This is a genomic window from Pseudomonas mohnii, from assembly GCF_900105115.1.
Lineage (GTDB): Bacteria > Pseudomonadota > Gammaproteobacteria > Pseudomonadales > Pseudomonadaceae > Aquipseudomonas > Aquipseudomonas mohnii.
Genome location: NZ_FNRV01000001.1, coordinates 1,337,573 through 1,364,170 on the forward strand (window position 1 = coordinate 1,337,573; position 26,598 = coordinate 1,364,170).

General features: G+C 57.5%; 26 protein-coding genes, 4 tRNA genes and 1 pseudogene. 9 read left to right on the top strand and 22 right to left on the bottom strand.

The annotated features are described in order from the left end of the window. Nucleotide 1: 1 nt before the first annotated feature. The 4 genes from BLV61_RS06290 to BLV61_RS06305 all read right to left on the bottom strand — a co-directional run bounded on the left by BLV61_RS06290 (nucleotide 2) and on the right by BLV61_RS06305 (nucleotide 4,188). A complete protein-coding gene (locus tag BLV61_RS06290) occupies nucleotides 2-979 on the bottom strand; it encodes an ABC transporter permease (RefSeq protein ID WP_090463605.1) in 978 nt (325 codons plus the stop codon). Beyond that, nucleotides 976-2,529: a sugar ABC transporter ATP-binding protein gene (locus BLV61_RS06295; RefSeq protein WP_090463608.1), complete on the bottom strand. Its 1,554-nt coding sequence runs from the start codon at nucleotides 2,527-2,529 to the stop codon at nucleotides 976-978. Before BLV61_RS06295 ends, BLV61_RS06290 begins: the two co-directional genes overlap by 4 nt. A gap of 55 nt (nucleotides 2,530-2,584) precedes the next feature. Then, on the bottom strand, nucleotides 2,585-3,541 hold the full coding sequence (locus BLV61_RS06300) for a sugar ABC transporter substrate-binding protein (RefSeq protein WP_090463611.1): 957 nt from the start codon (nucleotides 3,539-3,541) through the stop codon (nucleotides 2,585-2,587). 188 nt (nucleotides 3,542-3,729) lie between these two features. Beyond that, complete coding sequence (locus BLV61_RS06305; protein ID WP_047531180.1) at nucleotides 3,730-4,188, bottom strand: hypothetical protein; 459 nt, start codon at nucleotides 4,186-4,188, stop codon at nucleotides 3,730-3,732. A 335-nt stretch (nucleotides 4,189-4,523) separates the two neighbouring features. Between BLV61_RS06305 and BLV61_RS06310 the strand changes: the two genes are divergently transcribed. The 3 genes from BLV61_RS06310 (at nucleotide 4,524) to BLV61_RS06320 (ending at nucleotide 6,754) form a co-directional block, all read left to right on the top strand. Then, entirely contained in the window at nucleotides 4,524-5,612 is a 1,089-nt protein-coding gene (locus BLV61_RS06310; protein ID WP_047531181.1) for an asparaginase, read from the top strand. Nucleotides 5,613-5,790: 178 nt separating this feature from the next. Then, nucleotides 5,791-6,060 carry a DUF1654 domain-containing protein gene (locus tag BLV61_RS06315; protein ID WP_052193599.1) on the top strand — a complete coding sequence of 90 codons (270 nt, stop codon included), beginning with the start codon at nucleotides 5,791-5,793 and terminating at the stop codon, nucleotides 6,058-6,060. Between the two features lie 4 nt (nucleotides 6,061-6,064). Then, nucleotides 6,065-6,754 (top strand): endonuclease, encoded by a 690-nt coding sequence (locus tag BLV61_RS06320; protein WP_090463614.1) that lies wholly within the window; start codon nucleotides 6,065-6,067, stop codon nucleotides 6,752-6,754. 129 nt (nucleotides 6,755-6,883) lie between these two features. Here BLV61_RS06320 and BLV61_RS06325 read toward each other — a convergent pair whose 3' ends face one another. Continuing rightward, nucleotides 6,884-7,249 (bottom strand): penicillin-binding protein activator LpoB, encoded by a 366-nt coding sequence (locus BLV61_RS06325; protein ID WP_090463617.1) that lies wholly within the window; start codon nucleotides 7,247-7,249, stop codon nucleotides 6,884-6,886. A 250-nt stretch (nucleotides 7,250-7,499) separates the two neighbouring features. Here BLV61_RS06325 and csrA point away from each other — a divergent pair, with 250 nt between their 5' ends. Beyond that, on the top strand, nucleotides 7,500-7,694 hold the full coding sequence (csrA, locus tag BLV61_RS06330; protein ID WP_007938114.1) for a carbon storage regulator CsrA: 195 nt from the start codon (nucleotides 7,500-7,502) through the stop codon (nucleotides 7,692-7,694). A gap of 156 nt (nucleotides 7,695-7,850) precedes the next feature. On the opposite strand, the gene BLV61_RS06335 is transcribed toward csrA, so the two are convergent. Then, nucleotides 7,851-8,306, bottom strand: a complete 456-nt coding sequence (locus tag BLV61_RS06335; RefSeq protein ID WP_047531194.1) for a DUF2214 family protein — start codon at nucleotides 8,304-8,306, stop codon at nucleotides 7,851-7,853. A gap of 223 nt (nucleotides 8,307-8,529) precedes the next feature. Between BLV61_RS06335 and BLV61_RS06340 the strand changes: the two genes are divergently transcribed. Continuing rightward, a complete protein-coding gene (locus BLV61_RS06340) occupies nucleotides 8,530-9,282 on the top strand; it encodes a carbonic anhydrase (RefSeq protein ID WP_047531196.1) in 753 nt (250 codons plus the stop codon). Nucleotides 9,283-9,345: 63 nt separating this feature from the next. Here BLV61_RS06340 and BLV61_RS06345 read toward each other — a convergent pair whose 3' ends face one another. Next, nucleotides 9,346-9,549, bottom strand: coding sequence for a hypothetical protein (locus tag BLV61_RS06345; protein ID WP_090463620.1), 204 nt, complete (start codon nucleotides 9,547-9,549; stop codon nucleotides 9,346-9,348). Between the two features lie 438 nt (nucleotides 9,550-9,987). On the opposite strand from BLV61_RS06345, the gene BLV61_RS06355 reads away from it, so the two are divergent. Then, nucleotides 9,988-10,242 (top strand): Pathogenicity locus, encoded by a 255-nt coding sequence (locus BLV61_RS06355; protein ID WP_090463623.1) that lies wholly within the window; start codon nucleotides 9,988-9,990, stop codon nucleotides 10,240-10,242. A 673-nt stretch (nucleotides 10,243-10,915) separates the two neighbouring features. Here the strand turns inward: BLV61_RS06355 and BLV61_RS06360 are convergent. Continuing rightward, nucleotides 10,916-11,329: pseudogene (locus BLV61_RS06360) on the bottom strand (glycoside hydrolase family 19 protein); the annotation flags it as partial. Nucleotides 11,330-11,429: 100 nt separating this feature from the next. On the opposite strand from BLV61_RS06360, the gene BLV61_RS06365 reads away from it, so the two are divergent. Beyond that, nucleotides 11,430-13,310, top strand: coding sequence for a glycosyltransferase family protein (locus BLV61_RS06365; protein ID WP_090463626.1), 1,881 nt, complete (start codon nucleotides 11,430-11,432; stop codon nucleotides 13,308-13,310). 208 nt (nucleotides 13,311-13,518) lie between these two features. Here BLV61_RS06365 and BLV61_RS06370 read toward each other — a convergent pair whose 3' ends face one another. From BLV61_RS06370 to BLV61_RS06390, 5 genes are read right to left on the bottom strand one after another with little or no spacing between them, the layout of a single operon-like run. After that, nucleotides 13,519-14,226, bottom strand: coding sequence for a phage tail protein (locus tag BLV61_RS06370; RefSeq protein ID WP_090463629.1), 708 nt, complete (start codon nucleotides 14,224-14,226; stop codon nucleotides 13,519-13,521). Then, on the bottom strand, nucleotides 14,183-14,881 hold the full coding sequence (locus BLV61_RS31425) for a hypothetical protein (protein WP_208604202.1): 699 nt from the start codon (nucleotides 14,879-14,881) through the stop codon (nucleotides 14,183-14,185). Before BLV61_RS31425 ends, BLV61_RS06370 begins: the two co-directional genes overlap by 44 nt. A 12-nt stretch (nucleotides 14,882-14,893) precedes the next feature. After that, nucleotides 14,894-15,556 (bottom strand): DUF2612 domain-containing protein, encoded by a 663-nt coding sequence (locus tag BLV61_RS06380; protein ID WP_090463632.1) that lies wholly within the window; start codon nucleotides 15,554-15,556, stop codon nucleotides 14,894-14,896. A 1-nt stretch (nucleotide 15,557) separates the two neighbouring features. Continuing rightward, nucleotides 15,558-16,736: a baseplate J/gp47 family protein gene (locus BLV61_RS06385; RefSeq protein WP_090463635.1), complete on the bottom strand. Its 1,179-nt coding sequence runs from the start codon at nucleotides 16,734-16,736 to the stop codon at nucleotides 15,558-15,560. Next, nucleotides 16,737-17,090, bottom strand: coding sequence for a contractile injection system sheath initiator (locus BLV61_RS06390; RefSeq protein WP_090463638.1), 354 nt, complete (start codon nucleotides 17,088-17,090; stop codon nucleotides 16,737-16,739). Between the two features lie 50 nt (nucleotides 17,091-17,140). Between BLV61_RS06390 and BLV61_RS06395 the strand changes: the two genes are divergently transcribed. After that, on the top strand, nucleotides 17,141-17,488 hold the full coding sequence (locus BLV61_RS06395; RefSeq protein ID WP_090463641.1) for a tyrosine-type recombinase/integrase: 348 nt from the start codon (nucleotides 17,141-17,143) through the stop codon (nucleotides 17,486-17,488). Nucleotides 17,489-17,597: 109 nt separating this feature from the next. Here BLV61_RS06395 and BLV61_RS06400 read toward each other — a convergent pair. Next, nucleotides 17,598-17,674 (bottom strand) — tRNA-Val (locus BLV61_RS06400). Between the two features lie 183 nt (nucleotides 17,675-17,857). On the opposite strand from BLV61_RS06400, the gene BLV61_RS06405 reads away from it, so the two are divergent. Further along, entirely contained in the window at nucleotides 17,858-19,141 is a 1,284-nt protein-coding gene (locus BLV61_RS06405) for an NAD(P)/FAD-dependent oxidoreductase (RefSeq protein ID WP_090463644.1), read from the top strand. 52 nt (nucleotides 19,142-19,193) lie between these two features. On the opposite strand, the gene BLV61_RS06410 is transcribed toward BLV61_RS06405, so the two are convergent. The 8 genes from BLV61_RS06410 to BLV61_RS06445 form a co-directional block, all read right to left on the bottom strand. Next, nucleotides 19,194-20,165, bottom strand: a complete 972-nt coding sequence (locus tag BLV61_RS06410) for an XdhC family protein (protein ID WP_090463648.1) — start codon at nucleotides 20,163-20,165, stop codon at nucleotides 19,194-19,196. 1 nt (nucleotide 20,166) lies between these two features. Then, a complete protein-coding gene (locus tag BLV61_RS06415; RefSeq protein ID WP_090463652.1) occupies nucleotides 20,167-21,402 on the bottom strand; it encodes a c-type cytochrome in 1,236 nt (411 codons plus the stop codon). A 2-nt stretch (nucleotides 21,403-21,404) separates the two neighbouring features. Then, nucleotides 21,405-21,944 (bottom strand): (2Fe-2S)-binding protein, encoded by a 540-nt coding sequence (locus BLV61_RS06420; RefSeq protein WP_007982256.1) that lies wholly within the window; start codon nucleotides 21,942-21,944, stop codon nucleotides 21,405-21,407. Next, complete coding sequence (locus BLV61_RS06425; RefSeq protein WP_090463656.1) at nucleotides 21,937-24,768, bottom strand: xanthine dehydrogenase family protein molybdopterin-binding subunit; 2,832 nt, start codon at nucleotides 24,766-24,768, stop codon at nucleotides 21,937-21,939. The genes BLV61_RS06420 and BLV61_RS06425 overlap by 8 nt, the downstream gene beginning before the upstream one ends. Before the next feature lie 505 nt (nucleotides 24,769-25,273). Further along, nucleotides 25,274-25,350, bottom strand: a tRNA-Asp gene (locus BLV61_RS06430). 92 nt (nucleotides 25,351-25,442) lie between these two features. After that, nucleotides 25,443-25,519, bottom strand: a tRNA-Asp gene (locus tag BLV61_RS06435). A 53-nt stretch (nucleotides 25,520-25,572) separates the two neighbouring features. Further along, nucleotides 25,573-25,648, bottom strand: a tRNA-Val gene (locus tag BLV61_RS06440). 185 nt (nucleotides 25,649-25,833) lie between these two features. Continuing rightward, nucleotides 25,834-26,595 carry an SDR family oxidoreductase gene (locus tag BLV61_RS06445; protein WP_161793936.1) on the bottom strand — a complete coding sequence of 254 codons (762 nt, stop codon included), beginning with the start codon at nucleotides 26,593-26,595 and terminating at the stop codon, nucleotides 25,834-25,836. Between the last annotated feature and the right edge of the window lie 3 nt (nucleotides 26,596-26,598).

Here is a 26,598-nt window from a genome sequence, read left to right on the forward strand (position 1 = left end):
CTCATGCCCGCCGACTAGCGCGTTGACTGCGGTAGGTATCGAGCACCACCGCCACCACGATCACCGCGCCGGTGATGATGCGCTTGGTCGGTTCGGTCGCGCCGATCTGCGCCAGGCCGGCCGCCAGCACGGAAATGATCAACACACCAAAGAACGTGCTGATCACCGAACCACGGCCGCCCATCAGGCTGGTACCGCCGATGACCACGGCCGCGATCACCTGCAGCTCAAGACCGGAACCCGCATTCGGATCCGCCGCCTCAAGACGCGAAATCTGGAACAGCGCCGCGATACCGGCCAACAGCCCCATCAGACTGAACACCAGGACCTTGTAGGGCTTGGGATTGATGCCCGCCAGGCGAACCGCCTCTTCATTGGTGCCGATGCCAATCAGGTATCGCCCAAACACCGTGCGGGTCAACACGGCCTGGGCAATGAAGATAATCAGCAAGGCAATGATGAAGGACGGTGAAATGCCGAAGGCGATCGGGTTGGACAGCCAGGCAAAGGCGTCACCAATGTAGGCGGTGCGCGAGCCGGTCATCTGATACGCCACGCCACGCGCCATCTCCAGCACGCCGAGTGACACGATGAACGACGGAATTCGCCACGCCACGGTAATGGAACCGGTGATGGTCCCGGCCAATGCGGCGGCCGCCATGCCGAGCAGAGCAGCGGGCAGGACACTCCAGCCCCAGCCCAGTGTCGCCACGCTGACTGTCGACGCGGCCAGCGCCAGCACCGAACCGACCGACAGGTCGATGCCACCGATAATCAGCACGAACGTCATGCCGACCGCGAGGACCATCAAGTCCGGAATCTGGTTGGCCAGCGTGCTGAAGGTATCGTAAGAAAGAAAGTGGCTGCTCAGCAGCGAGAACAGGACCACCATCGCCAGCAAGGCACCGGCCAGGCCCAGGTAAGTGCCGAGACCGTAAAAATTGCCACTGCGTTTGCCGGCGGAAGATGCGGTTTTCATTGAAGATCCCTAGGCGCTGCTTCGTTGAGCAGCGCATCACGTTTTTGGTAGCCGGCAAAAGCGGCCGCAAGCAAGTCATCCTGGGTCCAGCTGTCGCGCTCGAACGTGTCAATCAGGCGCCCTGCCGACAGCACGCCGATGCGGTCGCAGATCAGCATCAGCTCGCGCAGATCGCTGGACACTACCACTAGCGCCTTGCCCTGCCGTGTCAGTTCGCCGAGCAAGGCGTAGATGTCGAACTTGGCGCCGACATCGATGCCACGGGTTGGCTCGTCGAACAGCAGCACCGAGCAATCGCGCTCCAGCCAACGGCCAATCACGACTTTCTGCTGGTTGCCGCCGGACAATTCGGACACCCGTTGTGCAGGGCCGGAACTGCGGATGTGCATGGCGTCGATTTGCCGCTGGGCCAGGGAAGACTCTTCGCCATTGTTGACGAAGCCGCCGCTGGAAATGCGGGGCATGTTGCCCAGCGCAATGTTGGCGCCGATCGATTGCGTCAACAGCAGGCCTTCACCCTTGCGATCTTCGGTGATCAGGGCGATGCCGTGACCGACCGCGTCCACCGGAGACCGGATGCTGACTACCTGCGCCGGGGAGCCCAGGGCAACGGTGCCGCTGTCGGCGATATCGGCGCCAAAGATCAACCGTAGCAATTCGGTGCGCCCTGCCCCGATCAAACCGGAAATGCCGAAGATCTCACCGGCACGCACTTCAAAGGACACGTCGCGAACCTTGTCGGAGCGGGTCAGCCCTTTGACCGTCAGCGCCGGAGCGCCGATGGTGCGCGGCCCCATGTCGATGTGTTCGCCCAGTTCACGGCCAACCATCAGGGTGACCAACTGTTCGCTGTTGTAATTGGCCATCGGCTCGACGCACACCAGGTTGCCGTCTCGCAGTACCGCAATGCGCTGCGCCACCCGGGCCAACTCTTCGAGGCGATGGGAGATGTAAATTATCGATACACCCCGTGCCTGCAGGCGGGTGATCTGCTCGAACAACATTTCGACTTCACGCGCCGTGAGCATCGCCGTGGGTTCGTCGAGGATCAGCACATGGCAATCGCCGATCAGGTTGCGGGCGATCTCGACCATTTGCTGATGACCGATACCCAGCTCACCGACCGGCGTGTCCGGGTCGATTGCATCGAGGCCGACCTGAGCCATGGCTTCAATGGCGGCCTTGCGCAGTTGCTTGCGGCTGATCCAGCCACCATTGTTCGGCAGATTGTCGAGAAACAGGTTTTCCGCCACCGACAGGGTCGGCAGCAGATTGAGTTCCTGCATGACCATACGTATGCCCAGGTCTTCAGCCTGGGTCCGGCTGCCAGGGCGATAATCCTGCCCCTGAAACTGCATCCGGCCGGTGGTGGGCGTGACAAGCCCACCAATGATCTTCGACAGCGTACTTTTACCAGCGCCGTTCTCACCAGTCAGCGCCAGCACTTCACCGCGCATGAGCGTCAGGTCGATGCCGGTCAGGACCGGTTGGGCGTAGGTCTTGCCGATACCGCTGACCGAGAGGACAGCGTTCGGGTCGCGAACGGACATAAAAACTCTCCATGCGCTCGCCCGGACGGGCGAGCACCTTTGTGTCGCCAAGGGCTTATTTGGTAACCAGCTCTACCGGGGTCTCGATCACACCATTGGCGCCGATGTCGACTTTTTCACCCTTGATGATCTTGAGCGCAGTCTCGATGCCGAACACCGCTTGCTTGGCCGCAAACTGGTCGGCAGTGGCCAGGACCCGGCCATCCTTGAGCATCGGCTTGATGGCGTTGATATTGTCATACCCCACCACTTGCACCTTGCCGGCCTTGCCTGCGGCACGCACGGCAGACACCACACCCACGGCCATGCTGTCGTTGCCAGCCAGCAGGGCTTTCACTTGCGGGTACTCGCTCAGAATCGAAGCGGCGACTTTATTACCCTTGTCGATTTCCCAGTCGCCGGACTGTACGGACACAACCTTGATCTGCGCCGCTTCCATCGCGTCCTTGAAACCTGCAGTACGAGCCTGAGCGTTAGTGGTGGTGGACACGCCTTCGATGATGCCGACTTCATCACCGGCCTTCAGCTGTTTGGCCAGGTACTCGCCGACCAGACGCGCACCTTTGCGGTTATCCGGCCCTACGAACGGGACATTGATGTTCTTGCTTTTGACGATGGCTGGATCCAGCTGATTGTCGATGTTGATCACGGTGATACCCGCATCAACGGCTTTCTTGATTACCGGCACCATGGCTTTTGAGTCAGCGGGGGCGATGACCAGCGCATTGACTTTGGCCAGGATCATTTGCTCGACGATACGTGTCTGGCCGGCCGTATCCGTTTCGTCCTTGATGCCATTGGAAATCAGATCGAATTCATCGGAGTGGCCTTTCTGATAGGCCTTGGCGCCGTCTTCCATGGTCAGAAAGAATTCGTTGGCCAGGGATTTCATCACTAGCGCGACTTTTGGTTTTGCAGGCGTCTCGGCGAAGGCCGAAGAAACAGGCAGCGCGACGGATGCGGCAGCCAGCATAGCGACAGCGAGAAGGCGTCCAGCGAATGGCAGCTTCATGGGTTCACTCCGATCTTATGATTATTTTGAGCAATGCTTGCGCTGGCGTTTGGCTTGATGGCGCCCGGCGATGGATTTAACTCATCGATGACGCCGCGCAAACGTTTGCGTAGATCGGACTATGCGAACCCTGCTGACATTTGTCAACGACCGTAACGCGCTGAATAGCGCGACGGCCGGCATTCACCTCAGGCCGTTGTATTGACCACCGACCCAGTGCCGCTGCCCTTGGCCATTTCTTTGATCAAGCTGGCGCTGACTTCCAGAATGGCGCTGTTGGTTTGCGCGATCTGCCCTTGAATGCCTGACACTATGGCTATCTTGGTTTCCGGCGTGGGGTAGCTCGCTGCCTGAGCTGCCGCCAGTGTTTGCTGCTGCTCGCGCAACTGTTGCTGCAGCTCTTTCAGACGCTTGAGCAAGACTTTCACGGCGACACTGGTGTTATCGTCGGCTTCGGACTTTTGAGTGTCTGCGCTTTTGTCCAAACCAACAGGGCCGGTCCTGACTTGTTTGTCGTCATCCTCCTTCGTGCCTAGCGCTTGAGCAGCGGCATCGGCCGCCGCATCACTCAGTGCACGAAGCGTCGCGGCTGACTGTCCACCAATGGTGATGCCCGCCGCGTTTGGAAAACCTACAGATAACGACATGTGAACTCCTTAAATAAAATCCATTGAAAGAGCATCGACCTGAGCGCGAGTTTCTTTAGCAATGATTCACAATTGAAACAGGGGGAGTTCAACAAGGCTGTCGGAGAGCCGAACACGGAAGCTGCAAAAAATCGGAAACCCGGACACTCAACGGCCATCGCGCGCCGACAGATTGTTAAATTCATTATAAAAATCAGGCAGTTAAGCCATTTTCTCCATTCAAAGAGTGTCTGGTACAGATCCTGCTCTTGACCCGACACCCCAGGCGTTCAGATTCGTTTGGGGCACATCTAGATGAACTTGCATCTGCACCGTCACCCCTAGAGAGAAAAATAATGACATCTGCTTTCAAGACCTTTGTGCCGGGCGCCTTGGCCCTCCTTCTGCTTTTGCCGACCGCTCTTCAGGCAAAAGAAGCTGAAACCCAACAAAAACTGGCAAACGTGGTCATTCTGGCCACCGGTGGCACCATCGCCGGCGCGGGCGCCAGCGCCGCCAACAGCGCGACCTACCAAGCGGCAAAAGTCGGTATCGACAAATTGATCGCCGGCGTCCCCGAACTGAGTCAAGTGGCCAACGTTCGCGGCGAGCAGGTCATGCAAATCGCCTCCGAGAGCATCACCAACGAGAACCTGCTGCAATTGGGCCGTCGCGTGGCCGAATTGGCCGACAGCAATGACGTCGATGGCATCGTGATCACCCACGGCACCGACACCCTGGAAGAAACCGCCTACTTCCTGAACCTGGTGGAAAAAACCGATAAGCCGATCATCGTCGTCGGTTCCATGCGCCCAGGTACCGCGATGTCCGCCGACGGCATGCTGAACCTGTACAACGCCGTGGCCGTGGCCAGCAGTAAAGATGCGCGGGGCAAAGGCGTCCTGGTGACCATGAACGATGAAATCCAGTCGGGTCGCGACGTCAGCAAAATGATCAACATCAAGACCGAGGCGTTTAAAAGCCCTTGGGGGCCTCTCGGCATGGTGGTTGAAGGTAAATCCTACTGGTTCCGCCTGCCGGCCAAGCGCCACACCATGGACTCGGAATTCGACATCAAGACCATCAAGAGCTTGCCCGATGTTGAAATCGCCTACTCCTACGGCAACGTCAGCGACACCGCTTACAAGGCACTGGCTCAGTCAGGCGCCAAGGCCATCATCCACGCCGGCACCGGCAATGGCTCGGTCTCTTCGCGTGTGGTTCCAGCCCTGCAGGCACTGCGCAAGGACGGCGTGCAGATCATTCGTTCGTCCCACGTCAATGCCGGTGGTTTCGTCCTGCGTAACGCCGAACAGCCTGACGACAAATACGACTGGGTCGTGGCACATGACCTGAACCCGCAAAAAGCCCGCATCCTGGCCATGGTCGCCCTGACCAAGACCAACGACAGCAAAGAGCTGCAACGGATGTTCTGGGAATACTGATTCGTCCTCGCCTGACCGGTCCCGGTCGGGCACTGCTTCACCACTCGCCGATGTTTGGCGAGTGGCTCGCACCTCTCCTGAAAAAAAAACAGCGCCCTACACCAAATCGAAAAAAATGCTGTCAGAGGATTTTCTTGAATTTTAAGCAGTTGCGAAATTGCCTACAGTTAAATACTGTATGCACGTACAGCTTAATAAGGATAATTCTGTGGACACCACCTCCGCCTCACATGACGCCTATGTACGCATGGGTCTGCGCGTTCAGAAAATCATCAACTCCCCGACTGCCCAAAAAGCCAAGGCCGCACTGATCTTCCGACTTCCCGATGAGCCGGTGGATGAGTGGGAGCGCTTGCTCGAAGAAATTGACGAGAACGACAACGTGACCCTCGCCTATCGCGACGATGGCGGCGTGCAGATTTTTTGGGTTGTGCCGAAGGAAGACTGAGTCAATGAGTGTCCGCTGTTTTGCTTTGCTGTTGCTGCTGTTCGCCATGGGGGCCCAGGCTGACGCACCGCGCACCTTCAACGAAGCCAAGAAAGTTGCCTGGAAGCTGTACGCCCCACAGTCCACCGAATTTTATTGCGGCTGCAAATACACCGGTAACCGGGTGAATCTCTCGGCCTGCGGCTATGTGCCGCGTAAAAATGCCAAACGCGCGGCGCGCATCGAGTGGGAACACATTGTTCCAGCCTGGCAAATCGGTCACCAGCGCCAGTGCTGGCAGGAGGGAGGCCGCAAGAATTGCACGCGCTACGATCCGACCTATCAGAAGGCCGAGGCGGATCTGCATAACCTGGTGCCGAGCATCGGGGAGGTGAATGGCGATCGCAGCAACTTCAGTTTCGGCTGGCTGCCGGAACAGCCTGGCCAATATGGCTCGTGCCTGACCCAAATCGATTTCAAGGCAAAGAAAGTCATGCCGCGCCCCTCCATTCGCGGCATGATCGCCCGGACTTATTTCTACATGAGCAAACAGTACGGCTTGCGTTTATCGAAACAGGATCGGCAACTGTACGAAGCCTGGGACAAAACCTATCCGGTCCAGGCCTGGGAACGTCAGCGTAACCAGAGCGTGGCGTGCGTGATGGGGCGCGGTAACGAGTTTGTCGGGCCGGTAGACATGAAAGCCTGCGGTTAAGCGCTTTGCGAAACGAACAAGGCCTCGGGCTCAACACCCGAGGCCTTGTTGTTTTCAGACCGCCGAAAAACGAGTCACTGTGGACATCCTCCAAGAGGCTCCACCGAACATCACCCGTAAAATGGATCGTTACTGAGCTGTCGGACGCTCGAGGACCAGCACTTCAACATTCTGTTTCTTCGCACGGACGATGGCCGCATTCACCTCGGCCTGTTTAGCCTCGGCTTCGGCTTTCGAACTGTATGGGCCCATCAGAATGCGGACCTTGCCGTTCTCCTTGACGACACTGGACATGAAATTGTGTTCGATCAACCAGCCGCTGAGGTCGCTGACAGCCTGAGGCGTTTCACCTCGAACCTCGAGATCCCATTGAGGACCTGAGGCCTGCACTGGAGCAGCGGCCGTTGCCGGCACAGGCTTAGGTGGTTCAACGCGCTTGCCCTCACCGCATCCCGCCAGCGCCAGCACTGCCATAACCAAGACCATTTTGCGCACAGCGTTTCCCTCTGAATGCCTAAACCGGCGATTTTAACATTCATGAATACTTCTCGAGTGCCGCAAAATGGGCTTAAAACAACGAGAATGATGGATGCGGCCTCTGTATAGTTACGCCTTGGGAATTAATGCTGCATCTGCACGTCAGAAAGAGGCACCCAAACTTTGAGACTTCGCACTAATCTATACATACCACCGACCTCTGCACTGTCCGAATCAGGTGCCCCACAAAGCAATCAAGGAGAAGACCATGCTGATACTCACCCGCAAAGTCGGTGAAAGCATAAACATTGGTGATGACATTACGATCACCATCCTGGGCGTAAGCGGCCAGCAAGTCAGGATCGGCATCAACGCTCCGAAAGACGTTGCGGTGCATCGCGAAGAAATTTACCAGCGCATTCAGGCCGGCCTGACCGCGCCCGACAAACCGCAAACCCCCTGAACCCTGCGCCGTCAGTAGCCAGCCCGTTCGCTCCGTAACGACGGCTGGCTAAAGATTCAGGTGTCACCACAAACTCCGCTCAGTCGCTGACCTGGCTGATTCAGGCCAAGTCGCAGGCCATGACGGCCAGATATTCTCGCCGCCCCCTCCCAACGCTCAACCATAGGTCACCCCCCGCGCCATGCCCGTGGCCGCCACGATGATCAGCAATACCAGCAGCGCTTCGATGTGACTGGCCCTGGCAAACAGCTTCGCGCGCCCGATGTCGATAGCGGTGCCGCGCGCCAACGCGATCCTCCATTTGATCAGCGTGATCATCGGCGCAATCTCCAGCAGCAGGATGATCACAAACAACGCTATCTTGAGGTGGAACAACGGTTGGTGCAGATAGTAGTCCGTGCCTTTCTCGTAGCCACCGAAGGCTCGCATCCCGCCGCTAACCAGTAAAATCAGGGCCGAAATCCCCCACAGATTATCGGCAAGCAATACGCTGCGCACCTCCCCCGTACCAGCCATCAACCGCCGAAATGCCGTGCCACGGGCCAGGACCGCCGAAAAAGCCAGCGCAACAGCCAATAGGTGAACGGCGGCAAGGATCCAGTGAATCAGCATCGAGAAACTCCTGTCAGGACAAAGTTGAAACAGCCTGTCAGTAGTAGCCCATGAATCGATGGATTGCGCCGCCTCGCAAACTGTCGACATTCGAGGCCCACCCTTGGAGAACGCGGCGCCCCGGACCGACTAGACTCCAACACGCTGGCAATTGCAGGCTCCTGCAGCCACCACCCCCCCAACAGCAGTCACTCCCACCGTGTTGACTTGAGTACACAAAATCATGTGTGAATCATGTGATTCAAACTCTGCTCCACCCACAAATGATCGCCGCCGTTTTCTTCGGCTTGCCGGACTGGGAGCAGGCGCTCTGCTTCTCGCCGGCGCACTGCCCAACCGAATCATCCAGGCAGCCGAAAAAACATCCACCCCTCCAAAACCACAAAATGCAATCAACCCTGACGAGGCACTGCAACGGCTGATCCAGGGAAATGAACGGTACGTGAGCGGCAACTCAAAGACCCACGACTTCAAGGACGAGCGCGAAGCACTGGTTTCCGGCCAGAATCCCTTCGTGGCCGTACTGAGTTGCTCTGACTCGCGTATCGCACCCGAATACGCATTTGATACCGCGCGAGGTGATCTTTTCGCCATACGCGTTGCCGGTAACTTCGTTACCGACGAAGGACTGGCAAGCATTGAATACGGCGTCGCCGTGCTCGGTGCACCACTGATTCTCGTACTGGGACACGAAAGTTGCGGCGCCATCGAAGCCGGCATAAAAGCCGTCAAAGACCACACCGTATTCCCAGGGCATATTCCGAAACTGACTGACGCACTCAAGTCATCTGTCGAGACCGTCCTCAAACAACCAGGGGATCTGGTGGAAAATGCGACCGTGCAAAATGTCAAAAACTCGGTCGAACGCCTCAAGAAGGCCACGCCCCTGCTGACTGATGCGCTGAGCAAAGGCAAATTGAAAATAGTGGGCGGCATCTATCGCCTGGCGACCGGAAAAGTCGAGCTGATCGCCTGAGCCGAAAAGCCATTCATGGCAGGCCGTAGAAAAAACGAGCCCAGCGCGATGGCTGGGCTCTGTTCACTTTCTGTTTTCCATCATTTTGTCGGCGAGCGCCTTGGCCCTTTCGATCAACATATTCTGTCTGTCTTCGTGAGTAGCGCCAGTGGTGCCGCCGACGACCGGAGCGGTCAGGTGACTTTCGGCAATCAAGGCAGCGCAGAAGTATTGATCCCAGACGAGCTTGTCGTCGGATGCCTGTTTGTTTGTTGGGTCGCAAATCATGGGAGACTCCTCGTGGGGAGGTAGCACGGCTCATTTTACGCCTGAATTACGGCGTTAGAGGATCCACCTCAAAAGAACACGAGAGGCAATCCAGGGGGACGCCTGAACCACCGCCCATTGGAGCAAGAGGCAAATGGACAAGTAAGCCGCAAAAAAACGAATCATCGCTCGCCGCCCCATCAACTTGCCCTCCCGCTTAATTTCGCGAAACAAACGTTGGGTGGTCTGTTTTAGTTGGATGCAATTCAACGATGACAGTTCAATGTAGCTGGAACTGATTTTTATTCAGTTTTTCATCAATGCTCAAGGCCCGAGGGCCAGTCTGCGCGACGACAGTGACATCTACTGGTTTTTGCATTAATTATTCGGCAACCTGCCGACTTTACCCGCAGCGTTGGGCCAACTTAATAGGGCTCACTGATCAAAAGGACTTCACGGATGCCATTTTCACTGGAAGAAAGAACCGCTCTTTTAGCGCTCAAGGGTGTAGGCCCGGCTGTCATTGCCCGGCTTGAACAGATGGGGATCAAATCGCTTGCCGAACTCGGCACATCGAATGTTGGTGACATCCTGGCCCAGGCATCCGCAGCGTCAGGCTCGACATGCTGGAAGAATAGCCCTCAAGCCCGGGCTGCCATTACCGCGGCAGTCGAGTTTGCGAAAGGCTCAAAGCTGCCCTCCTCACTTCGCTGACCTCACCTGCAGCCCCAGTAAAGAGAAACAAAGACGCAGGCGTCTTAACCGATCACGCCATCTTTATAGGTCGTGGTCGCCATGACGATCATCCACTGGACAGGTCTCGCGACGCCTGCAATGACCCCCAGGACCAACCAGGCGACCTTCCGTGAGTACGCAATACCAAGACGGGGCAGCGATAGCCAAGCAGCGCTCATGAACGTGAAAGCCCACCTGAAGATGTCGCGCGGTGGTTCGTGTGCCCAAAATATTCCCGACGTTTGTCCAAACACCAGGCAACAAAAAAGGGCCCACCTTTCGGTGAGCCCCTCTAGACCACCCAGCAGAGCGGATTTTGTTTGGTAGGCGCGATTGGACTCGAACCAACGACCCCCACCACGTCAAGGTGTCCAAGACACGAACACAACGTGTTGATTTTTAAAGATATATTCGATTTTTTCCATAGGTAAAAATCAGACAAATCACCCTATAAGAATCAATAATTTAGCGTTGTATATTCCTACAGTAATCTCGCTTCTTCTGGCGACCATAAAATCCTTGCACCTTCCCCAGGTCGTCCGCATCCATCCGAAAGATTGGCCACCCGTCTCCGGCGTTCTGGTGCGCTCGGTGGCCTCGTTGGTTGCTTTTGCCTGTGCATCGTCGGCGTCCAGCTTATCCCACTTCGCCTGCCACTCGTTGCCCAGAACCAGGCCGCCAACATCGCCGCATGCTGTGGCAGTTCCAGCAGCTAGGGTTGATTTATCAGGTCCAGGCCAAGCGTTTCGCCGCACTCGGCATAGTTGGCCCGGCCGGTTATCTGGATCAGGCCCCACCCCCGGTACTTGGAGCCGTCGCCCTTCATGGTATTACCCAGATCTGCCCGGCCCTCGTACTTGGCTTGGATCGGGGTAGGCCCCTAGATTTCTCGCACATACTGCAACTGGCCTGACTCATGACCGATTTGGGCAATGAAGGCAGCCATGCGCTTTGGACTTACGACTTGGTAATGCCGCATCCCAGTGTTGAGCGCGGAAACAAAAACGCCCGCTGGGCTGCGGGCGTTCGGGAGGCTCTGCAGCAACTGCTGAGCGGTGAGGGGCATGCTTTTCTCCAGGGAATACCTACGCGATGGCGGTCGTGAAAATTCAGATAGAGGGTGGCGTGCTACGATCGACGGTTTATCCGTTATGGAAAGCTGCACAATGAACAGGTTACTTCGCTTTCTCTTTGGGCGTGCCAACAAAGCTTATAGCCTGCTTACGAAGAGCTCTTCTGCTCCGGCAGCGCAAGAAGTTTTAACCGTCACACCTAGCACGCATGTCCTGATGTGCGAAGCGCTTTTCGATAAAGATTTTTACCTTACGCAATATCCAGATATTGGCGCAGCGGGCGTCGATCCGCTCCAACACTATATTGACGCAGGACATGCCGAGGGGAGGCACCCACTCAACCTGCGCGCCCCTAACGCTGAATCGAAAATTGCTCGCGCACTCGAATACAATCCAGCAGATCAGATGACAATTACATTGCGTATTGTCTTGGACTTAGAGTCTGGGGACGTCGACCGAGTTTCTGCTGCCGCTACACTATACAAAGACGCCCTAAAAGACTTCTCGCAGTCACCATCGCTAATTGGGCACTTCGAACAGGCCGCGTTCTTCGTCGTCGGACGTTGGATAAGGCATGAATGCCTGCATGGGATCAATGACGTAAAAGAACTGATTTCAAACCTTCTAAATATTTTCCCAGAGTCAAGGGTCCTATCTGCTCTGAATGCGATTTTGTTGTTCGAGCGAGGCGAACTTCACTTAGCACAGCAAGAATTTTTCAAGAATCAAACAATGCAGAACCTGCCGCCCGAGATATCTGATATTTGCCAACGCGCAATGCGGCAGATTCTGGATGCAGAAGCAGTAAATGTTCGATCAGCCTCAGATAAAGGACTCCTTCTTTTGGATTCGGCGTTTCCGTCGAAGATCTCGTCTTTCCGATTTGGGGAATTTTCAACATATCTTACTGCAATCGAAGATAGCGAGATTCATTGCCGTCCTGACGGAAACCTGTTCAACTTCGGGGAATCAAGCGCGCTGGCAACTCAGATTGACGACTTCGCAAAAAAAAGCGATGTTAGCAACGAAAGAATAAAGCGCTTTGATATAAATAATATTGGCAATCCTAAGGTTGCCTATTGCGTATTCTTGAACCTCGCCGACCTTTTCTTTACGCAAATCGGGGTCCCCTCAGCTCAGCATTTAATATTTACCCTCTATCCAGGTGGTGGTTTCGCTCCGAACTGTCCGCGATCTGATGCTTCGCTACGTCGACTTTGTGATAACCCAAAGGTCTCCAAGATCATAACCACTCAAATAACATCATATCGCTATCTGGTAGACAACCGTTTTTGCAGTCCTGAACGAATCGTTCATATTTTCGGCGGAATTATCCCAGAACTATATACCAATACCCCACCCTTACCGCGACCGATCGATCAAACGGCGATCAATGTTTGCTTCGTTGCGCAACGCTATTCAGCTATAGGAGCGGAAAAGGGGTATGACGTTTTTGCCGATGTCATAAAAAAATTCTCTAACAACCCTTCTATCAACTTCCATATCGTTGGCGGATTCGACGCTTCAGTGATAGATCTTGGAGATGCTCGCAACGTAACCTTTTATGGTACAAGGCCGTCGACATTCTTCCCTGAGTTCTACGCATCTATGGACGTCATACTGTCTCCCAACATCCAGCGCTCAGCACTTGATCCGTCCCACCCAGAAACCTTCGATGGATTCCCGACAACCTGCGTCGTCGAGGCTAGCCTGCAAGGAGTAGCGATGTTTTTGACGGACTATCAGAACATGAACCAGAATCTGGACGGAACGCCAATTTTCTCGTCAGCCGAGATGGAGATTATTACCCGTGATTGCGAAATGATCTGCAACCGACTCCAGTATTACATCGGAGATAGGGAAGCGTTGCGCAATCTCGGCCAAACTGGACGCCTGGCAATCCTTCGAGAATTTAGCTTCGAACGCCAAATGGTTCCTAGAATCGAACTACTTAATAGCTACCTTGCCGTATAGCACACAAAAATATCTTATGGATTATACGGGAGATGGTAGCATCGCCTGTATAGATCCTGCTTGTGACTCATAGAAGGTCTTGTAACGGGGGTCAGATGTTTGCACCTCTCCTTGATTAAGCCACACATCAGTATCTTGGGGACAACTAAAAAGCGAGAAAATAACCGATTCACTATCATCTTCAAATTGTACAAACATAATCCATCCTTCAAATAGAGTAGCAGGTGATAGTCCCGGAAATAGTCATTGTACCGGCTGTCGACGTACCAGTGTAAAATAGTGTTTGCGCTGTGACTATAGGAACATCTGTAAATGGAACGTTTAGTCCGCCATTCACGGCAGTGTTGTTTGTGTTAATTCCGCCACTACCAATAAAAGAAGTTGACCCCATAAACGTAGCTGCAATAGTAGCACCCGAAATACTGGAAACCACCTGAATATTCCCTCGACAAGTCCTAGCATTTTTCGGAACAACACCGGCAATCGAGAACGGAACTGGCGACCCTGATTGCGTTGTTGTGGTGATAATGTACACGCCAACTATGAAGATCTGTCTGTCAGCTATGTAACACGCCACAAACTGACTGCTTGCGTTGGTTGGAACAACGGTTAATAGCGCCGACGCCGTGTAACCAGCCGGCATATTTGCACCGCCATAGACCTCTGCTGCTGCCGCGGCCGTGGCATTCGACGCGAGAAGCGCTGAAACCCCAGTGGTGGGATTGGAAATGGCATAAATGGCCACAAACCCACTTACCGGAGCTGTGCCGGTATCCATACCGCCAGCGCCTGTGGTCGCCAGGTTGATTGTCTTGTTGAAGCTTGCGAGACAGTAACGCAGTCCGCCAAGCGCGGTTTCTACGACGATCTCATCAGCAGTCAGCGTCGCAGTCGCGGATGCAGCTGCTACTGACATCCTGAGGTTTCTGGCCTGCCCAACAACCCCCGCAACCTGGCTGAATTGAACAGCATGCTGGCTTCGGGTTGCTGGTGCGACCTGCAACGCCCCCCCCGGAACTGTCAATCAGAACCCATGATCCGCCACCAATCGAAGTGTTGTACTGCAGCCAAACATCGCTGTTGACGACGATTTCGCCACCTTGAAGGGCGCTGTGCCCGAAGCCAACGAGGGGTTTTGCGCCCAAGCCGTTTGGGTTGAACGTGCAGGCACCGGTGTTGGCTACGGAGGCTTTGTACTTGAGAACCATGCCGTCAGTCAGCGCGGCAACCGGCGGGTTGAACGCCGCTGTGTGCGCGTTCGCCGTGCCACCTCCAGCGGCGTAAGAACCGCTGCCAATTTGCGATAGGCCGTTGATTGCCAGTTCGAGGTTGGCCAGCAGCGTAGCGGTAGTACCGTCGTCGACTGCGTTCTGCCCAGAGCGGTTGGCGATCAATTGCCCGATCACGGCAGCCACAATGGATGATTGGCGCCAGGCCTTGTTCAACTGAGCAGAGTTGGCGGTACCCGAAGAAAATCCGTTAAGACGAGCTGCAAGAGCCAAGTAGTCTGCTTGAGACATAACATTGGCGCCCACGGCAGAGCCGAACGGCAAGAAGTCATTCGTTGGCATAAAAACCCCGAGTTATGAGTAGACTTTTCCCCAACTTCCTTGATCGAAGCCGGCGACGTATTGATTGGCGACATCGAACCCGAAGAGCGGGCCGTCAGTGGTTGGTGCGATGTAATAGAGAACGCCGACGCTTTGTGGCTTGATGGGGATGTACCCACCAGTGAGCAGTGCCAGCTCGATCGCACTTGGCGCCTTGCCGGCTACACCAATGGTGATGGTCATGTCCTGGTTGTCCTGGATGAACACCTGCGAATCACCACTGAACACCGAATCCAGAATCTCTTTCGACTGTTCGAGCGTGCCATCCCAGCGGTTGGCGCCAATCTTGGCTTTGAGCAACGTACGATAGGTTTCGTTGTCGAGCGTGGTTATGCCCGAATCCGGATCAAATGGCCCTTTCCATGCTCCCTGATCAAACCCCAGGCCGTCAGTGTCCAGCGCAAAATAAACATTGGTCAGCGGTGTAGAAATGTTCCGCGATATCCCGACCCACAAACCTACATCATCAAGTTGCGCGTCTTCAGCACTATCGAGATCAAAGTCTTCAGGCAGCCCCGCGGCGACCTCATTCGTGTCAACAAAGCACTGGGCAATGCCCTCAACCATCGCCATGTACTTGGGCTTATCCGCGTGCTGGCTGGTAATTTTCCCGGTGTAGTCCTTGATATCTGCCATGTCAGGTCACCGTTAGGACAATGCTCGCCGGCGTGCAGGAGGCTGCTTCGTTGAATGCCAGCGGCACGTCAGGAGTGCCGGGGCCGCCCGGGCCTGATAGCGTGAGCGCGGTCAGCTTGAACGTGTTGCTGCCTGGAATGCTGTTCGCCGCTGTGAGCGCGTCCGCCCATTCGACCGTTCCGCTGGGGCCGCCACCGATTGCCACCAGGTTGACGTAGTCGGATACGGCCTGCTGAAGCGCAGTGCCGATAGCCGAGGTGTATCCAGGCAAAGCCTTGAGGGATGCCGCCGCTGTGATGGCGCGATAAGTCGGCCTGAAAAAGTTGATCGGGATCGGCATACCGTAGACATTCATCACCGTCGCTGATGTTGTACCGTAGGTCCCGCCACCCGGGCCTTTTTTGCCTGCGATGGCTGAGGCGATAGCGGATACATCACCACCCTCCACTACCATCGCCAGGCTGTTTCCGGGAATTCCGTTCACGTCGGTGACTTTGGTGTCGTTGTCGTAAGCGACGTACCGGGTTACACCGGCAACACCGGCTACGGCCCCGATGGTGCCCTCAAGCACGGTTCGGGACGGCAATGCCGTAGATGTCTTCTGCCGCTGGCGAAGCGCTGAATCAGTTTCGACTGGCGCGCCTTCACTGGCTGGAAAGGCGTTGGAAACACTCTGCCAGCCGCGCGTCATCGTGGCGATCTTGTTGATCTGATCAGGCCCGGCCGAAATGGCGCCGGCCGTCGCACAAACTGCCGTAACAATGATCGAGCCCGAAGGCGGGATGGTCACTGTCGCCGGAAGCACCCATTTGTTGTTGTTCTGGTCCTGGGCGAAACCTTGGGTAATCACGGTGCCCGCCTGGCCAACAATGGTCAGATCTGCCTGGGAGTTCGTCGGCACCGCCCGACTGATGCCGTTGATCTTCACGTTGCTGGAAAGCGCGGCCTTTTGCGCGGTGCCCGGCGAGAACGACAGATAGGCAGCAATCGTCGCGGCATTGGCATCGCTGATGGCCAGGGCGATCACACCGAGAAACTGACCATCCTGCGAATCGGATTCAAGATAGATGTCGTCACCGTAGATCGATCGGTACTTTGACTGGAGATAGGCTAGGACTTCGGCGTAAGTCGGCGCGGAAATACCGGTCGCCGAAATGGTCGGTGCAGTTGGAGAGGCCATTTAAAGTGTCTCGCTGATGGTCGTCTGCCCGAAGTCCGTGGTGATTTCCACCGTGGGAATGAAGGTTCGGGTTTCTGGATCGAAGGTGCTGTCGTAGCTGTCGATCTGGGTAACGCCTTGCGTGCCAAGCACACGCCGCTGAACGGCAGAGTCACGCGTGGCAACAGTTCGTTCACCCAGCACCTGGGTGCTCCACGGCATACCCTCGGTTTTGTCGAGGAACCATTCGCCCTGCTCGAGCTTCAATCGTGTGCTCACGGCCTGGGCCGGGGCCTGCGGTGTGTCGTGGTAGAAGTCAGCCTGCTGGTGGCCAAAGGTGTAGTCACCGTTGGCGTCGAGCTTTCGGTATCTCATGGCACAGGTACCCCACTCGTTCCGGTACCGGCCTGTACCTGACTGGTTTTATGCTGCTGCAGGCTGATCGTCCCCACTACTCGCCGAAGGCACGCAAACGGACACAGCGGGGCGCCAAGCTACACTGGAATGCGGTGACGCCTGACTACCTGACCAAGTCCTTCGCCCAGGCGCGGGACGATTCGAAGGCTGACGAAGAATTGCCGACCGGCGAGCGCCCCACTTTTCACGAGATCCGCGCTTTAGGGGCATGGCTATATGAGCAGCAGAATTTCCCGATGGAATACATCCAGGCGTTGTTGGGTCATGCGGACGAGAAGATGACGAAGCATTATCAGGAAGGACACGGAGATAAGACGATCGAGTACGTCGAAGTGGGCGCCGAATTGGCGTTCTGAGGTGGGGGTTTTGCAAAAGTTTTGCAAAAGTTTTGCAAAACGCAGAAAGCAAAAAGGGGTCACCGTTTCCGGTGACCCCTCTAGACCGCCCAGCAGAGCGGATTTTGTTTGGTAGGCGCGATTGGACTCGAACCAACGACCCCCACCATGTCAAGGTGGTGCTCTAACCAACTGAGCTACGTGCCTGCTGTGAGGCGGCATTCTACGGAATTCCGGAGGGGTGTCAACACCTTTTTTCGAGCTAACCCTATGAATATGCAAAATATTTAATTTTGCTGCTGCAAAGAAGATTTTCCGGTGGCTGGCGGTCGTTTTTTAACTCGGGTAGGATCAACACACTCGTAAAATATATTAAACAGAGGCTGCAGGATGGCGCACACCCCCTACCCAGAGTCCTACTACGCCGCATCGGCCAATACGACCCCACCGCGTCCGGCTTTGCAGCATGACGTTGAGACTGATGTCTGTGTGATCGGCGCCGGTTATACCGGGTTGTCCTCGGCTCTGTTTCTGCTGGAGAACGGCTTTCGGGTAACGGTGCTTGAAGCGGCCAAGGTGGGTTTCGGCGCGTCGGGACGCAACGGCGGCCAGATCGTTAACAGCTACAGCCGCGATATCGACGTGATCGAGCGCAGTGTCGGCCCCAGGCAGGCTCAGTTGCTGGGGCAAATGGCGTTCGAAGGTGGGCGGATCATTCGTGAGCGAGTGGCCAAGTACAACATCCAGTGCGACTTGAAGGACGGTGGCGTGTTCGCTGCCATCACCGCCAAGCAGATGGGTCACCTGGAATCCCAGAAGCGCCTGTGGGAGCGTTTCGGTCACACGCAGCTTGAGCTGATGGATCAAAAACGCATCCGCGAGGTAGTGGCCTGCGATCAGTACGTCGGCGGCATGCTCGACATGAGCGGCGGGCACATTCATCCGCTTAACCTGGCGCTGGGCGAAGCAGCTGCGGTCGAGTCGCTGGGCGGCACGATCTACGAGCAATCGCCGGCAGTGCGCATCGAACGCGGCACGAACCCGGTGGTGCACACGCCGCAGGGCAAGGTCCGGGCCAAATTCATCATCGTGGCGGGCAACGCCTACCTGGGCAATCTCGTACCCGAGCTGGCCGCCAAGTCGATGCCGTGCGGCACACAGGTCATTACGACTGAACCCTTGGGCGATGCATTGGCGAAAAGTCTGCTGCCTCAGGATTACTGCGTCGAGGACTGCAACTACCTGCTCGACTACTACCGCCTCAGCGGTGACAAGCGCCTGATTTTCGGCGGCGGCGTGGTGTATGGCGCGCGCGACCCGGCGAACATCGAAGCCATCATTCGACCCAAAATGCTCAAGGCTTTCCCGCAACTCAAGGACGTGAAGATCGATTACGCCTGGACCGGCAATTTCCTGCTGACCCTGTCCCGCCTGCCTCAGGTCGGACGGTTGGGCGACAACATCTATTATTCCCAGGGTTGCAGCGGCCATGGCGTGACCTATACGCACCTGGCGGGCAAGGTGCTGGCCGAGGCATTGCGCGGTCAGGCGGAGCGCTTCGACGCCTTTGCCGACCTGCCGCACTACCCGTTCCCTGGCGGCCAATTGCTGCGCACACCCTTTGCGGCATTGGGCGCCTGGTATTACGGATTGCGGGACAAGTTCGGGTACTGATCGTCAGATACGAAAAGGGCCGCTTGATGCGGCCCCTTCTTTTAACAGCGCGTCAAAGTCGATCCCGTGCAATTCCACTGCGAATCCGCAAGATATCTGCCAGCACGGCCAGCGCAATTTCCGCCGGCGTCTTGCTGCCCAGGTTCAGACCGATCGGCGCATGAATCCGCGCCAGCTCGACATCCCCCAGCCCGCCAATGCGCCGCAGCCGTTCGAAGCGCTTTTGCGATGTCTGCACCGACCCCATCACACCGATGTAAAACGCCTCGGTGCGCACCGCTTCCATCATAGCCAGGTCATCGATGCGCGGATCGTGGGTCAGTGCCACCACCGCCGTATCGCTATGGCAGCCGCCATCGGCGATGAACACCGAGGGCAATTGGCGACGGATCTCCACGTCCTCCAGCACCACGCCTTCCAGCACCTCGTCGCGCGGATCACAGAGGATCACTTCAAAGCCCAGGCCCACGGCAAACTCCGCGCAGGCGTGCGCCACGCTGGAATACCCGGCCAGCAACAAACGCTGAGCCGCGCCGATGCGCAGTCGGACCCGGTCGATCTCACGCTCGACCCGCACGCCCTGCTCGCGATCATCGACCAGACTGCGCGCGCCGCTGGCCAGATCGACTTCGCGGATCAACCGGCGTCGACCCAACAGCGCCGCCTCCAACGCCCGCAAATGCGCTTGCTCCTCGCAACCGGGCTCGAGCTTCTCCACCAGCACATCGAGCACGCCGCCACAGGGCAGGCTCACCCGCGAGCGCGGGTCATCGCCTTCACCGTAGCGAACGACGCTGACCGCCTGCTCAAAGGCGCCCTCGGCGACGCGCTCAAGGAAGTCCTCCTCGACGCAGCCGCCGGACAGCGATCCGATCCACAGCCCTTCGGCGTTCACCGCCAGCAGCGAGCCCGGCGCTCGGGGCGCCGAGCCGTAGGTGGCGAGCACGGTGCACAGCCAGACGCGCTGACCGGCCGCCGACCACTCCAGAGCCCGGCGCACCACTTGCAGGTCGAGATGCTGCATGTCAGTGCGCCTTGTGCTCGAGCGGCGAAGCTTCTGCCCGCAGCTTCTGCACGTCGTTTACCGCCAGGTCACCCGATTGCCCGCCCCAGCCCTGACGCAGGTAGTTCAGCAGATCAGTGAGCTGCTCCTGACTGAGTTTCCGGGCAAAACCCGGCATCGGTTGCATGTGTTCGAACCCGGTAAATTTCTGTTCGCCGATACCATCGTCGATCACCCGCACCAGGTTGCGCGGATCTTCCAGGCGCAGCGTTGTGTTGCCGCGCATGGCCACAGCGATGTGCGGTTTGCCTTCACCACCCACCGCATGGCAACCGGCACAAACATTTAAATATTCCTGACGCCCGCGCTGGGCACTCGCAGTCAATTGCTCCAATGGCACTTCGGTCAGCACTTTTGCCGTCGGCGGCTGATCGCCGAGCAGGAAGGTCGCCATGGCTGCCAGGTCCGGGTCATTGAGGCCTTGGGTGCTGTTGTGGAACACCGGGAACATCTCGTTGAACATCGTGCCCTGGGCGCTCATGCCGTGCTTGAGGAACGAGCTCAGGTCCTGATGATTCCAGCCGCGAGCCGCCAGGTCAGTGGCCAGCAGGCTCGGCGCGAGATAGCCATTGAGTAGACCGCCGGTCATGCGCTTGTCCTGTTGCATCGCACCAGGCAAGCCGCGTGGGGTATGGCATTCGCCGCAATGGCCGAGTACGTCAACCATGTACTGGCCACGTTTCCAGGCTTCACTTTTGCCTTCAGCCGGCGCCAGTTTCACGCCATTGCCGTAGAGCATGTTCCACCCCATCAGGCCCAGGCGCACGTTGAACGGAAAGCTCAGGCGGGTCACCGGCGCAGCACGCTCGATGGGCTCGACGGTCTTCAGGTACGCATGAATCGCGTCGGAGTCCTCGCGCGGCATCAAGTGATACGAGGTGTACGGCATCGCCGGGTACAGATTCGCACCATCGCGGCGCTTGCCTTCCGTCAACGCGGCGAAGAATTCGTCATCGTTGTACAGACCGATGCCGTGCTCTTTGCTCGGGGTAATGTTGGTGCCGTAGATCGTGCCGAACGGCGAGACGATCGGCAGACCGCCCGCGAACGGCGCGCCACCCGGCGCGGTGTGACAGGCCATGCAGTCGGCGGCGCGAGCGAGGTATTCGCCGCGTTTAACCTGATCATCGGCATGAACCAAAAACACCGGCGCAGCCAAGCCGACCGCCAGCGCCAGGCGGGTAAGTAGGTGCTTCATGCTTAACCCTCCTTGACCAGGCCGAGATCGGTCAGCACGTTGCGCGTGGCGCTGTAGTAGCGCACGTACCCGGTGCAGCGGCAGATGTGGTGGCCAAGGCTGTCCTCGATGACCTTTTCCAACTGGCTTTTGACGATGGGCTGGCGCTGCAGCTTTTCCACCAGCACGGTCGCCGCGTTGACGAAACCGGGCGCGCAGTAGCTGCACTGGAAGGCGAACTCGTCGACGAAACGCTGCTGGATCGGATTCAGCTCGGTGACCTTGCCCTGCTCGTCGCGGGTCGCGTGACCTTCGATGGTCCGTACTTTCTTGCCTTCGAAATAATGCGCGCCAGTGATGCAGGTGCGCACTTCTTCGCTGGTGCCGTCAGGGTTGTCGACGATGACCACACAGGCATGGCAAATGCCCTGGCCGCAACCCAGGCGCGAGCCGGTAAGGTTCTTGTATTCGTGCAGGTAGTCGATCATCGGCAGGTCATCAGGGATGTCCACCGGGCCGACGGATTGACCGTTGAGGGTCAGTTGAAGTGGACGGTTAGCCATTGAGGGCCTCCTTGATGCGTGCAGAAGTGATAGGCAGGTCGCGTACGCGTTTGCCGATGGCGTGAGCCACACCGTTGCCGATGGCACCGACCACCGGGATCATCACCACCTCGGCGATGCCCTTGGACGGGTCGCTCGGCGACAATGGCGGCAGGATTTCCGCAGTCTGTTTCCACACCGCCACGTGTCGCGCCATGGGTAGGCGGTAACGGTTGAAGTTCCAGTCACCCTCCCCCGGTCCGCCTTCGTACAGAGGCATTTCTTCCATCAGCGCATGGCCGATGCCCATGGCGATGCCGCCTTCGATCTGACCCTTGACCAGCTCGGGCACCAGCACCCGACCGCACTCGACCCACGAGTGGTGGTTGAGCACTTCGACTTCCGCCGACCCCTTGTTCACTTTCAACTCGACCAGCGTGGCGACAGGGCTGTAGTAGGTCACGGCTGCGTTGTTCAACTGGGTCGCCGGGTAGGCGATGTTCTGCCGATCCAGCAAATGGAAACCGGCGCTGTTCATTTGCGCCAGCTTCGCCTTCGGTGCACCGTCGCCGTACTTGACCGCCAGGCCATCGAGCGGCAAGCGCTCACGCACGCCATCGATGCTGAACTCGGCCTCGGCCCAGCTCCAGCGGTTGAAACCGTGCACCGTGGCGGCCGTCACCAGACCGCGCTCGTGAGCACGCTTGGCCAGCACTTCGAACGGCAACGGCTCCATGCCGTTGGCGGTCAGCTTGCCATCGACCCAATGAGCATCCTCGCGACGCACCACATACGGGTTGGCCTGGCCGCCATAAGGGCCCTGGCGCCAGATCTCCAGCGCCGCCGGCCACAAACCGTGGTTGAACAGCACACGTGCCGCTTCACGGGTGGCGTGGCTGAAGTAGTAAGCCGAATTGGTAGCCGACGAGGCCGAAGCGATTTTGCCGACCCAGCGCGGATTGCGCAGGAAGTTGTCCTGCTCGGCCTGGCTCATGATGTAAGGGTTGCCGCCGGTCATCAGCTGCATCTCTTTCCATTCGGTTTCGCCGGTCTTTACTTCGTGCGCCGGGTTACCGAGGAAATCGGCCACGACCATCGCTTGCGAAGTCGACATGCCGGTACCGATTTCGATGCCTATGTGGCGCAGGGTGATGCGGCCTTCGGCAGTGAATTCGATGCTGGCCATCGGCGCTTCGGAGCCGGTGCCGAAGTCTTTCTGGCAAATGGCGAACCCGATGCCATACCAGTGATCCGGATCAGCCGCCTCGCGCTGCTTCTTGATCGCGTCGCGGTTTTTCCAGACCTCGTGAACCGCCGCCTTGTCGAGAATCTCGTGCAGACGCAACGCCCCTGCCGGCACTGCACCCTGGGTGTTTTTCATGCCCGAACGCAGGGCGTTTTTCTTGCGCAGGTCGATGGCATCGACGCCCAAGCGACCGGCGATTTCGTCGACCATCATCTCGGTCGACGCCATGCTCTGCAGGGTGCCATAGCCACGCATCGACCCGGCTTCAACGGCGCGGGAATGATAGGCCGTGACCTGTAAATCGTTCTGCGGCATGTAGTAGATCGACTGCGCCGCCGTGGCCCCCACCGCCGCCACCGAAGGGCTGTAGTTGACCCGTCCGCCACCGTCGACGCTCATGTCGGCGCGGAAAATCTTGAAGCTGTGATCGTTCTTGTCGACCGCCAGCTGATAGCGAATGTCGAACGGGTGACGCTTGATGCCGCTCTGGAACTGCTCGTAGCGATCGTTGGCCAGACGCACCGGCACACCGGCGCCGTACAGCGCTGCCAAGGCGGCGTAATAAACGAAAATGTTGTGGTCTTTCGAGCCGTAGCCAACGGTGTAACCCGGGTGCATGTTCAGGTTCGCCAGGCCGAAACGCGACGGCGCGATCATCTTCGCGGTCTCGGTTGCAGCTTCCAGCGGGCACTGGGTCGCCACCACGAAATGCAGAGTCTTATTCGCCGGGTCATACCAGCCGTTGCCGTTGTCCGGCTCCATCGCCGCCGGTTCGATCGACGGGGTCTTGTAGCGCTCGTCGAACACCAGCCAGTTGTCTGGCGGCGTCTCGAGCTGTTGCTTCATGCGCTCGGCGTAGAACAAGCCGCGCTCGGTCAGGTTACCGTGCAGGTTCGGTTGGGAATTCCACACCGGACGGCGATTGCGCAGCATCGGGAACAGGATCGAATCCTTGAGGCTGGCGAATTCGTCTTCGTCCGCAGAGGTCGCGCCGCCCACCCGCACGTAGCGGAAGCTGCCATAGGGATCGCCTTCGTAGTACGGCACTTGGGCCCCGTAGCGAATCGCCTTGTCATTGAACTTGAGTTTGGCCTTGGCCTGGCGGAAACGCTCGAAGTCATTCCAGATAAGGATCGCCACCGGGTGACCGATGAACATGGGTACCTTGCCGACCGGCAACAATGGATCGGGGGCGTGTTCTTCCGGGAAGACGATGCCGTCCTTGACCAGATCCTCGGCGGTGACGATGCGGTCCGGCTGCAGATCGGTAGCGAGCCATGACAGGTCGTAACCGTCGTAAATGCGATCAGCCTTGACGGTTTTCAGCAGCATCGCGTGGCCTTGTTGTTGCGGCCAGCCCGGCATGTCCCTGGAACGGATATCACGGGCAAAAACCTTGCTGCCACAGACCTTGGACAAGGCATCGTTACGGGCACGCGCCTTGCCGTTGTTGCCGAGCCATTGCTCGGATGGCACGGTCACGCTGTTTTCCATCAAGGCGGCCAGCGCCTGACTGCTGAGCGGTGTAAGCGTCACGCTCACACCCGCTACCAGCCCGCCCTGAAGGAACGAACGCCGGGATATTTCACGGTTGGACATGGATCATCCTCTGGGCGGTTATGGGGTCCGCCCTTCTGGTTATGTACTGGAAATCTCGAGTCTTGCAGAAGCCCTTCCTTGACGCTGCAAAGGGCTGTAGTGGCAGTGCAAAGCTGACCGAAAGGTTAAGTTTATAGGCTTATGCGCTCGCGGCAAATAACCAGACACAAAAAACTGACTAAAGAATCAAAAAACTGCGACTTTGCACCGCAGCAAACCACTGAACTAACTCACATCTACCCTCCCTGCAGGAGCGAGCCTGCTCGCGAAAGCGCCGTTCTAGCTGATGTAAATTTTGAATGTGCCGACGCCTTCGCGAGCAAGCTCGCTCCTACAGGGATGCGTGCTGGATAAAGGGTTGCAGCCAGGAGGAAAACAGGAGAAAGGTCAAATTTTAGACACAAAAAACCCCGGTCTTTCGACCAGGGTCTTTGCTATCGACTCGAAGTAGCGCAGTTGGCTTTCTTCGTAGCTCCAAGGCGTTCAGTGGGCCTCGGAGCAGATATGGCGCAGCGGACGGGACTCGAACCCGCGACCCCCAGCGTGACAGGCCGGTATTCTAACCGACTGAACTACCGCTGCGTATCGCTGTGGACTTGCGTCCAGGTAACTCGTCTGATTGAAAACTCAGTAGCTTTTCAATCTCGAACCAGATGAATCTGACTCGGAAAATATGGCGCAGCGGACGGGACTCGAACCCGCGACCCCCGGCGTGACAGGCCGGTATTCTAACCGACTGAACTACCGCTGCGCGTCGGTGGAGGCATTTCAGCTTCCATCTTGCTTTCGCAAGACTCTCGAGAGTGGTGGGTGATGACGGGATCGAACCGCCGACATTCTGCTTGTAAGGCAGACGCTCTCCCAGCTGAGCTAATCACCCGTTTGCATCTCCGAGGCCGCGAAATTTACGCAGGTAGCGAACCTAAGTCAATAGCAGGATTGAAGTTTTTTTCAGAAACAGCTTTTAGCGACGAGTTTCAAGCTGCAAGAGTAGAGCGGAGCTGCGTAAGCAGGACTGACTCGGGCGGCCTTAACTGGCAGCTTGAAGCGTGAGACCTGCAGCGGCTACTCGTAAACCATCTTCTTGGTCATGCCGCCGTCGACCACGAACTCCTGGCCTGTCACGAAACCGGCGTTCTTCGACAACAGCCACGCGACCATCGCCGCCACGTCCTCGACCGTCCCTACCCGGCCTGCCGGATGCTGCGCATGATCGGCATCGGTCAACGGCTCGGCGCGTCGCACCGAAGGGTCTCGCGCATCGATCCAGCCGGGGCTGACCGCATTGACGCGAATCTCCGGGCCAAGGCTGATCGCCAACGCATGAGTCAAGGCCAGCAAACCGCCCTTGCTCGCTGCGTAAGCCTCAGTATCGGGTTCCGATTGCCCGGCGCGGGTCGAGGCCAGATTGACGATCGCCCCGCTGTGAGCACGCAAGTAAGGCGCACAGTGCTTGGCCAACAACATCGGCCCACTGAGATTCACCGCCAATACCCGATTCCAGTACGCCAGGTCGAGACTTTCCAGGGTGATGTTATGCGGATCGGCTACCGCCGCATTGCACACCAACGCATCCAGACGCCCAAACTGCCCCAACACCTCGGCAACACCCAGCGCCACCTGCCCTTCGTTCGACACGTCCATGGCGATGAACCAGGCGTTTTCGCCAAGGACCTTCGCCACTTTCGAACCACGCACCCGATCCACGTCCGTCAGCACGACTTGCCAGCCTTCGCTGATCAGCCAGGCGGCAATCCCCAGGCCGATGCCCCGCGCGGCACCGGTAACCAGTGCAACGCGGCCATTGGAGCCGGCTGGCGTGGACATTTC

Coding starts and splice junctions, on each gene's coding strand:
- BLV61_RS06290 (WP_090463605.1), bottom strand. CDS start 979: ATGAAAACCGCATCTTCCGCCGGCAAACGCAGTGGCAATTTTTACGGT.
- BLV61_RS06295 (WP_090463608.1), bottom strand. CDS start 2,529: ATGTCCGTTCGCGACCCGAACGCTGTCCTCTCGGTCAGCGGTATCGGC.
- BLV61_RS06300 (WP_090463611.1), bottom strand. CDS start 3,541: ATGAAGCTGCCATTCGCTGGACGCCTTCTCGCTGTCGCTATGCTGGCT.
- BLV61_RS06305 (WP_047531180.1), bottom strand. CDS start 4,188: ATGTCGTTATCTGTAGGTTTTCCAAACGCGGCGGGCATCACCATTGGT.
- BLV61_RS06310 (WP_047531181.1), top strand. CDS start 4,524: ATGACATCTGCTTTCAAGACCTTTGTGCCGGGCGCCTTGGCCCTCCTT.
- BLV61_RS06315 (WP_052193599.1), top strand. CDS start 5,791: ATGCACGTACAGCTTAATAAGGATAATTCTGTGGACACCACCTCCGCC.
- BLV61_RS06320 (WP_090463614.1), top strand. CDS start 6,065: ATGAGTGTCCGCTGTTTTGCTTTGCTGTTGCTGCTGTTCGCCATGGGG.
- csrA (WP_007938114.1), top strand. CDS start 7,500: ATGCTGATACTCACCCGCAAAGTCGGTGAAAGCATAAACATTGGTGAT.
- BLV61_RS06335 (WP_047531194.1), bottom strand. CDS start 8,306: ATGCTGATTCACTGGATCCTTGCCGCCGTTCACCTATTGGCTGTTGCG.
- BLV61_RS06340 (WP_047531196.1), top strand. CDS start 8,530: ATGTGTGAATCATGTGATTCAAACTCTGCTCCACCCACAAATGATCGC.
- BLV61_RS06345 (WP_090463620.1), bottom strand. CDS start 9,549: ATGATTTGCGACCCAACAAACAAACAGGCATCCGACGACAAGCTCGTC.
- BLV61_RS06355 (WP_090463623.1), top strand. CDS start 9,988: ATGCCATTTTCACTGGAAGAAAGAACCGCTCTTTTAGCGCTCAAGGGT.
- BLV61_RS06365 (WP_090463626.1), top strand. CDS start 11,430: ATGAACAGGTTACTTCGCTTTCTCTTTGGGCGTGCCAACAAAGCTTAT.
- BLV61_RS06370 (WP_090463629.1), bottom strand. CDS start 14,226: ATGTCAGTAGCAGCTGCATCCGCGACTGCGACGCTGACTGCTGATGAG.
- BLV61_RS31425 (WP_208604202.1), bottom strand. CDS start 14,881: ATGCCAACGAATGACTTCTTGCCGTTCGGCTCTGCCGTGGGCGCCAAT.
- BLV61_RS06380 (WP_090463632.1), bottom strand. CDS start 15,556: ATGGCAGATATCAAGGACTACACCGGGAAAATTACCAGCCAGCACGCG.
- BLV61_RS06385 (WP_090463635.1), bottom strand. CDS start 16,736: ATGGCCTCTCCAACTGCACCGACCATTTCGGCGACCGGTATTTCCGCG.
- BLV61_RS06390 (WP_090463638.1), bottom strand. CDS start 17,090: ATGAGATACCGAAAGCTCGACGCCAACGGTGACTACACCTTTGGCCAC.
- BLV61_RS06395 (WP_090463641.1), top strand. CDS start 17,141: ATGCTGCTGCAGGCTGATCGTCCCCACTACTCGCCGAAGGCACGCAAA.
- BLV61_RS06405 (WP_090463644.1), top strand. CDS start 17,858: ATGGCGCACACCCCCTACCCAGAGTCCTACTACGCCGCATCGGCCAAT.
- BLV61_RS06410 (WP_090463648.1), bottom strand. CDS start 20,165: ATGCAGCATCTCGACCTGCAAGTGGTGCGCCGGGCTCTGGAGTGGTCG.
- BLV61_RS06415 (WP_090463652.1), bottom strand. CDS start 21,402: ATGAAGCACCTACTTACCCGCCTGGCGCTGGCGGTCGGCTTGGCTGCG.
- BLV61_RS06420 (WP_007982256.1), bottom strand. CDS start 21,944: ATGGCTAACCGTCCACTTCAACTGACCCTCAACGGTCAATCCGTCGGC.
- BLV61_RS06425 (WP_090463656.1), bottom strand. CDS start 24,768: ATGTCCAACCGTGAAATATCCCGGCGTTCGTTCCTTCAGGGCGGGCTG.
- BLV61_RS06445 (WP_161793936.1), bottom strand. CDS start 26,595: ATGTCCACGCCAGCCGGCTCCAATGGCCGCGTTGCACTGGTTACCGGT.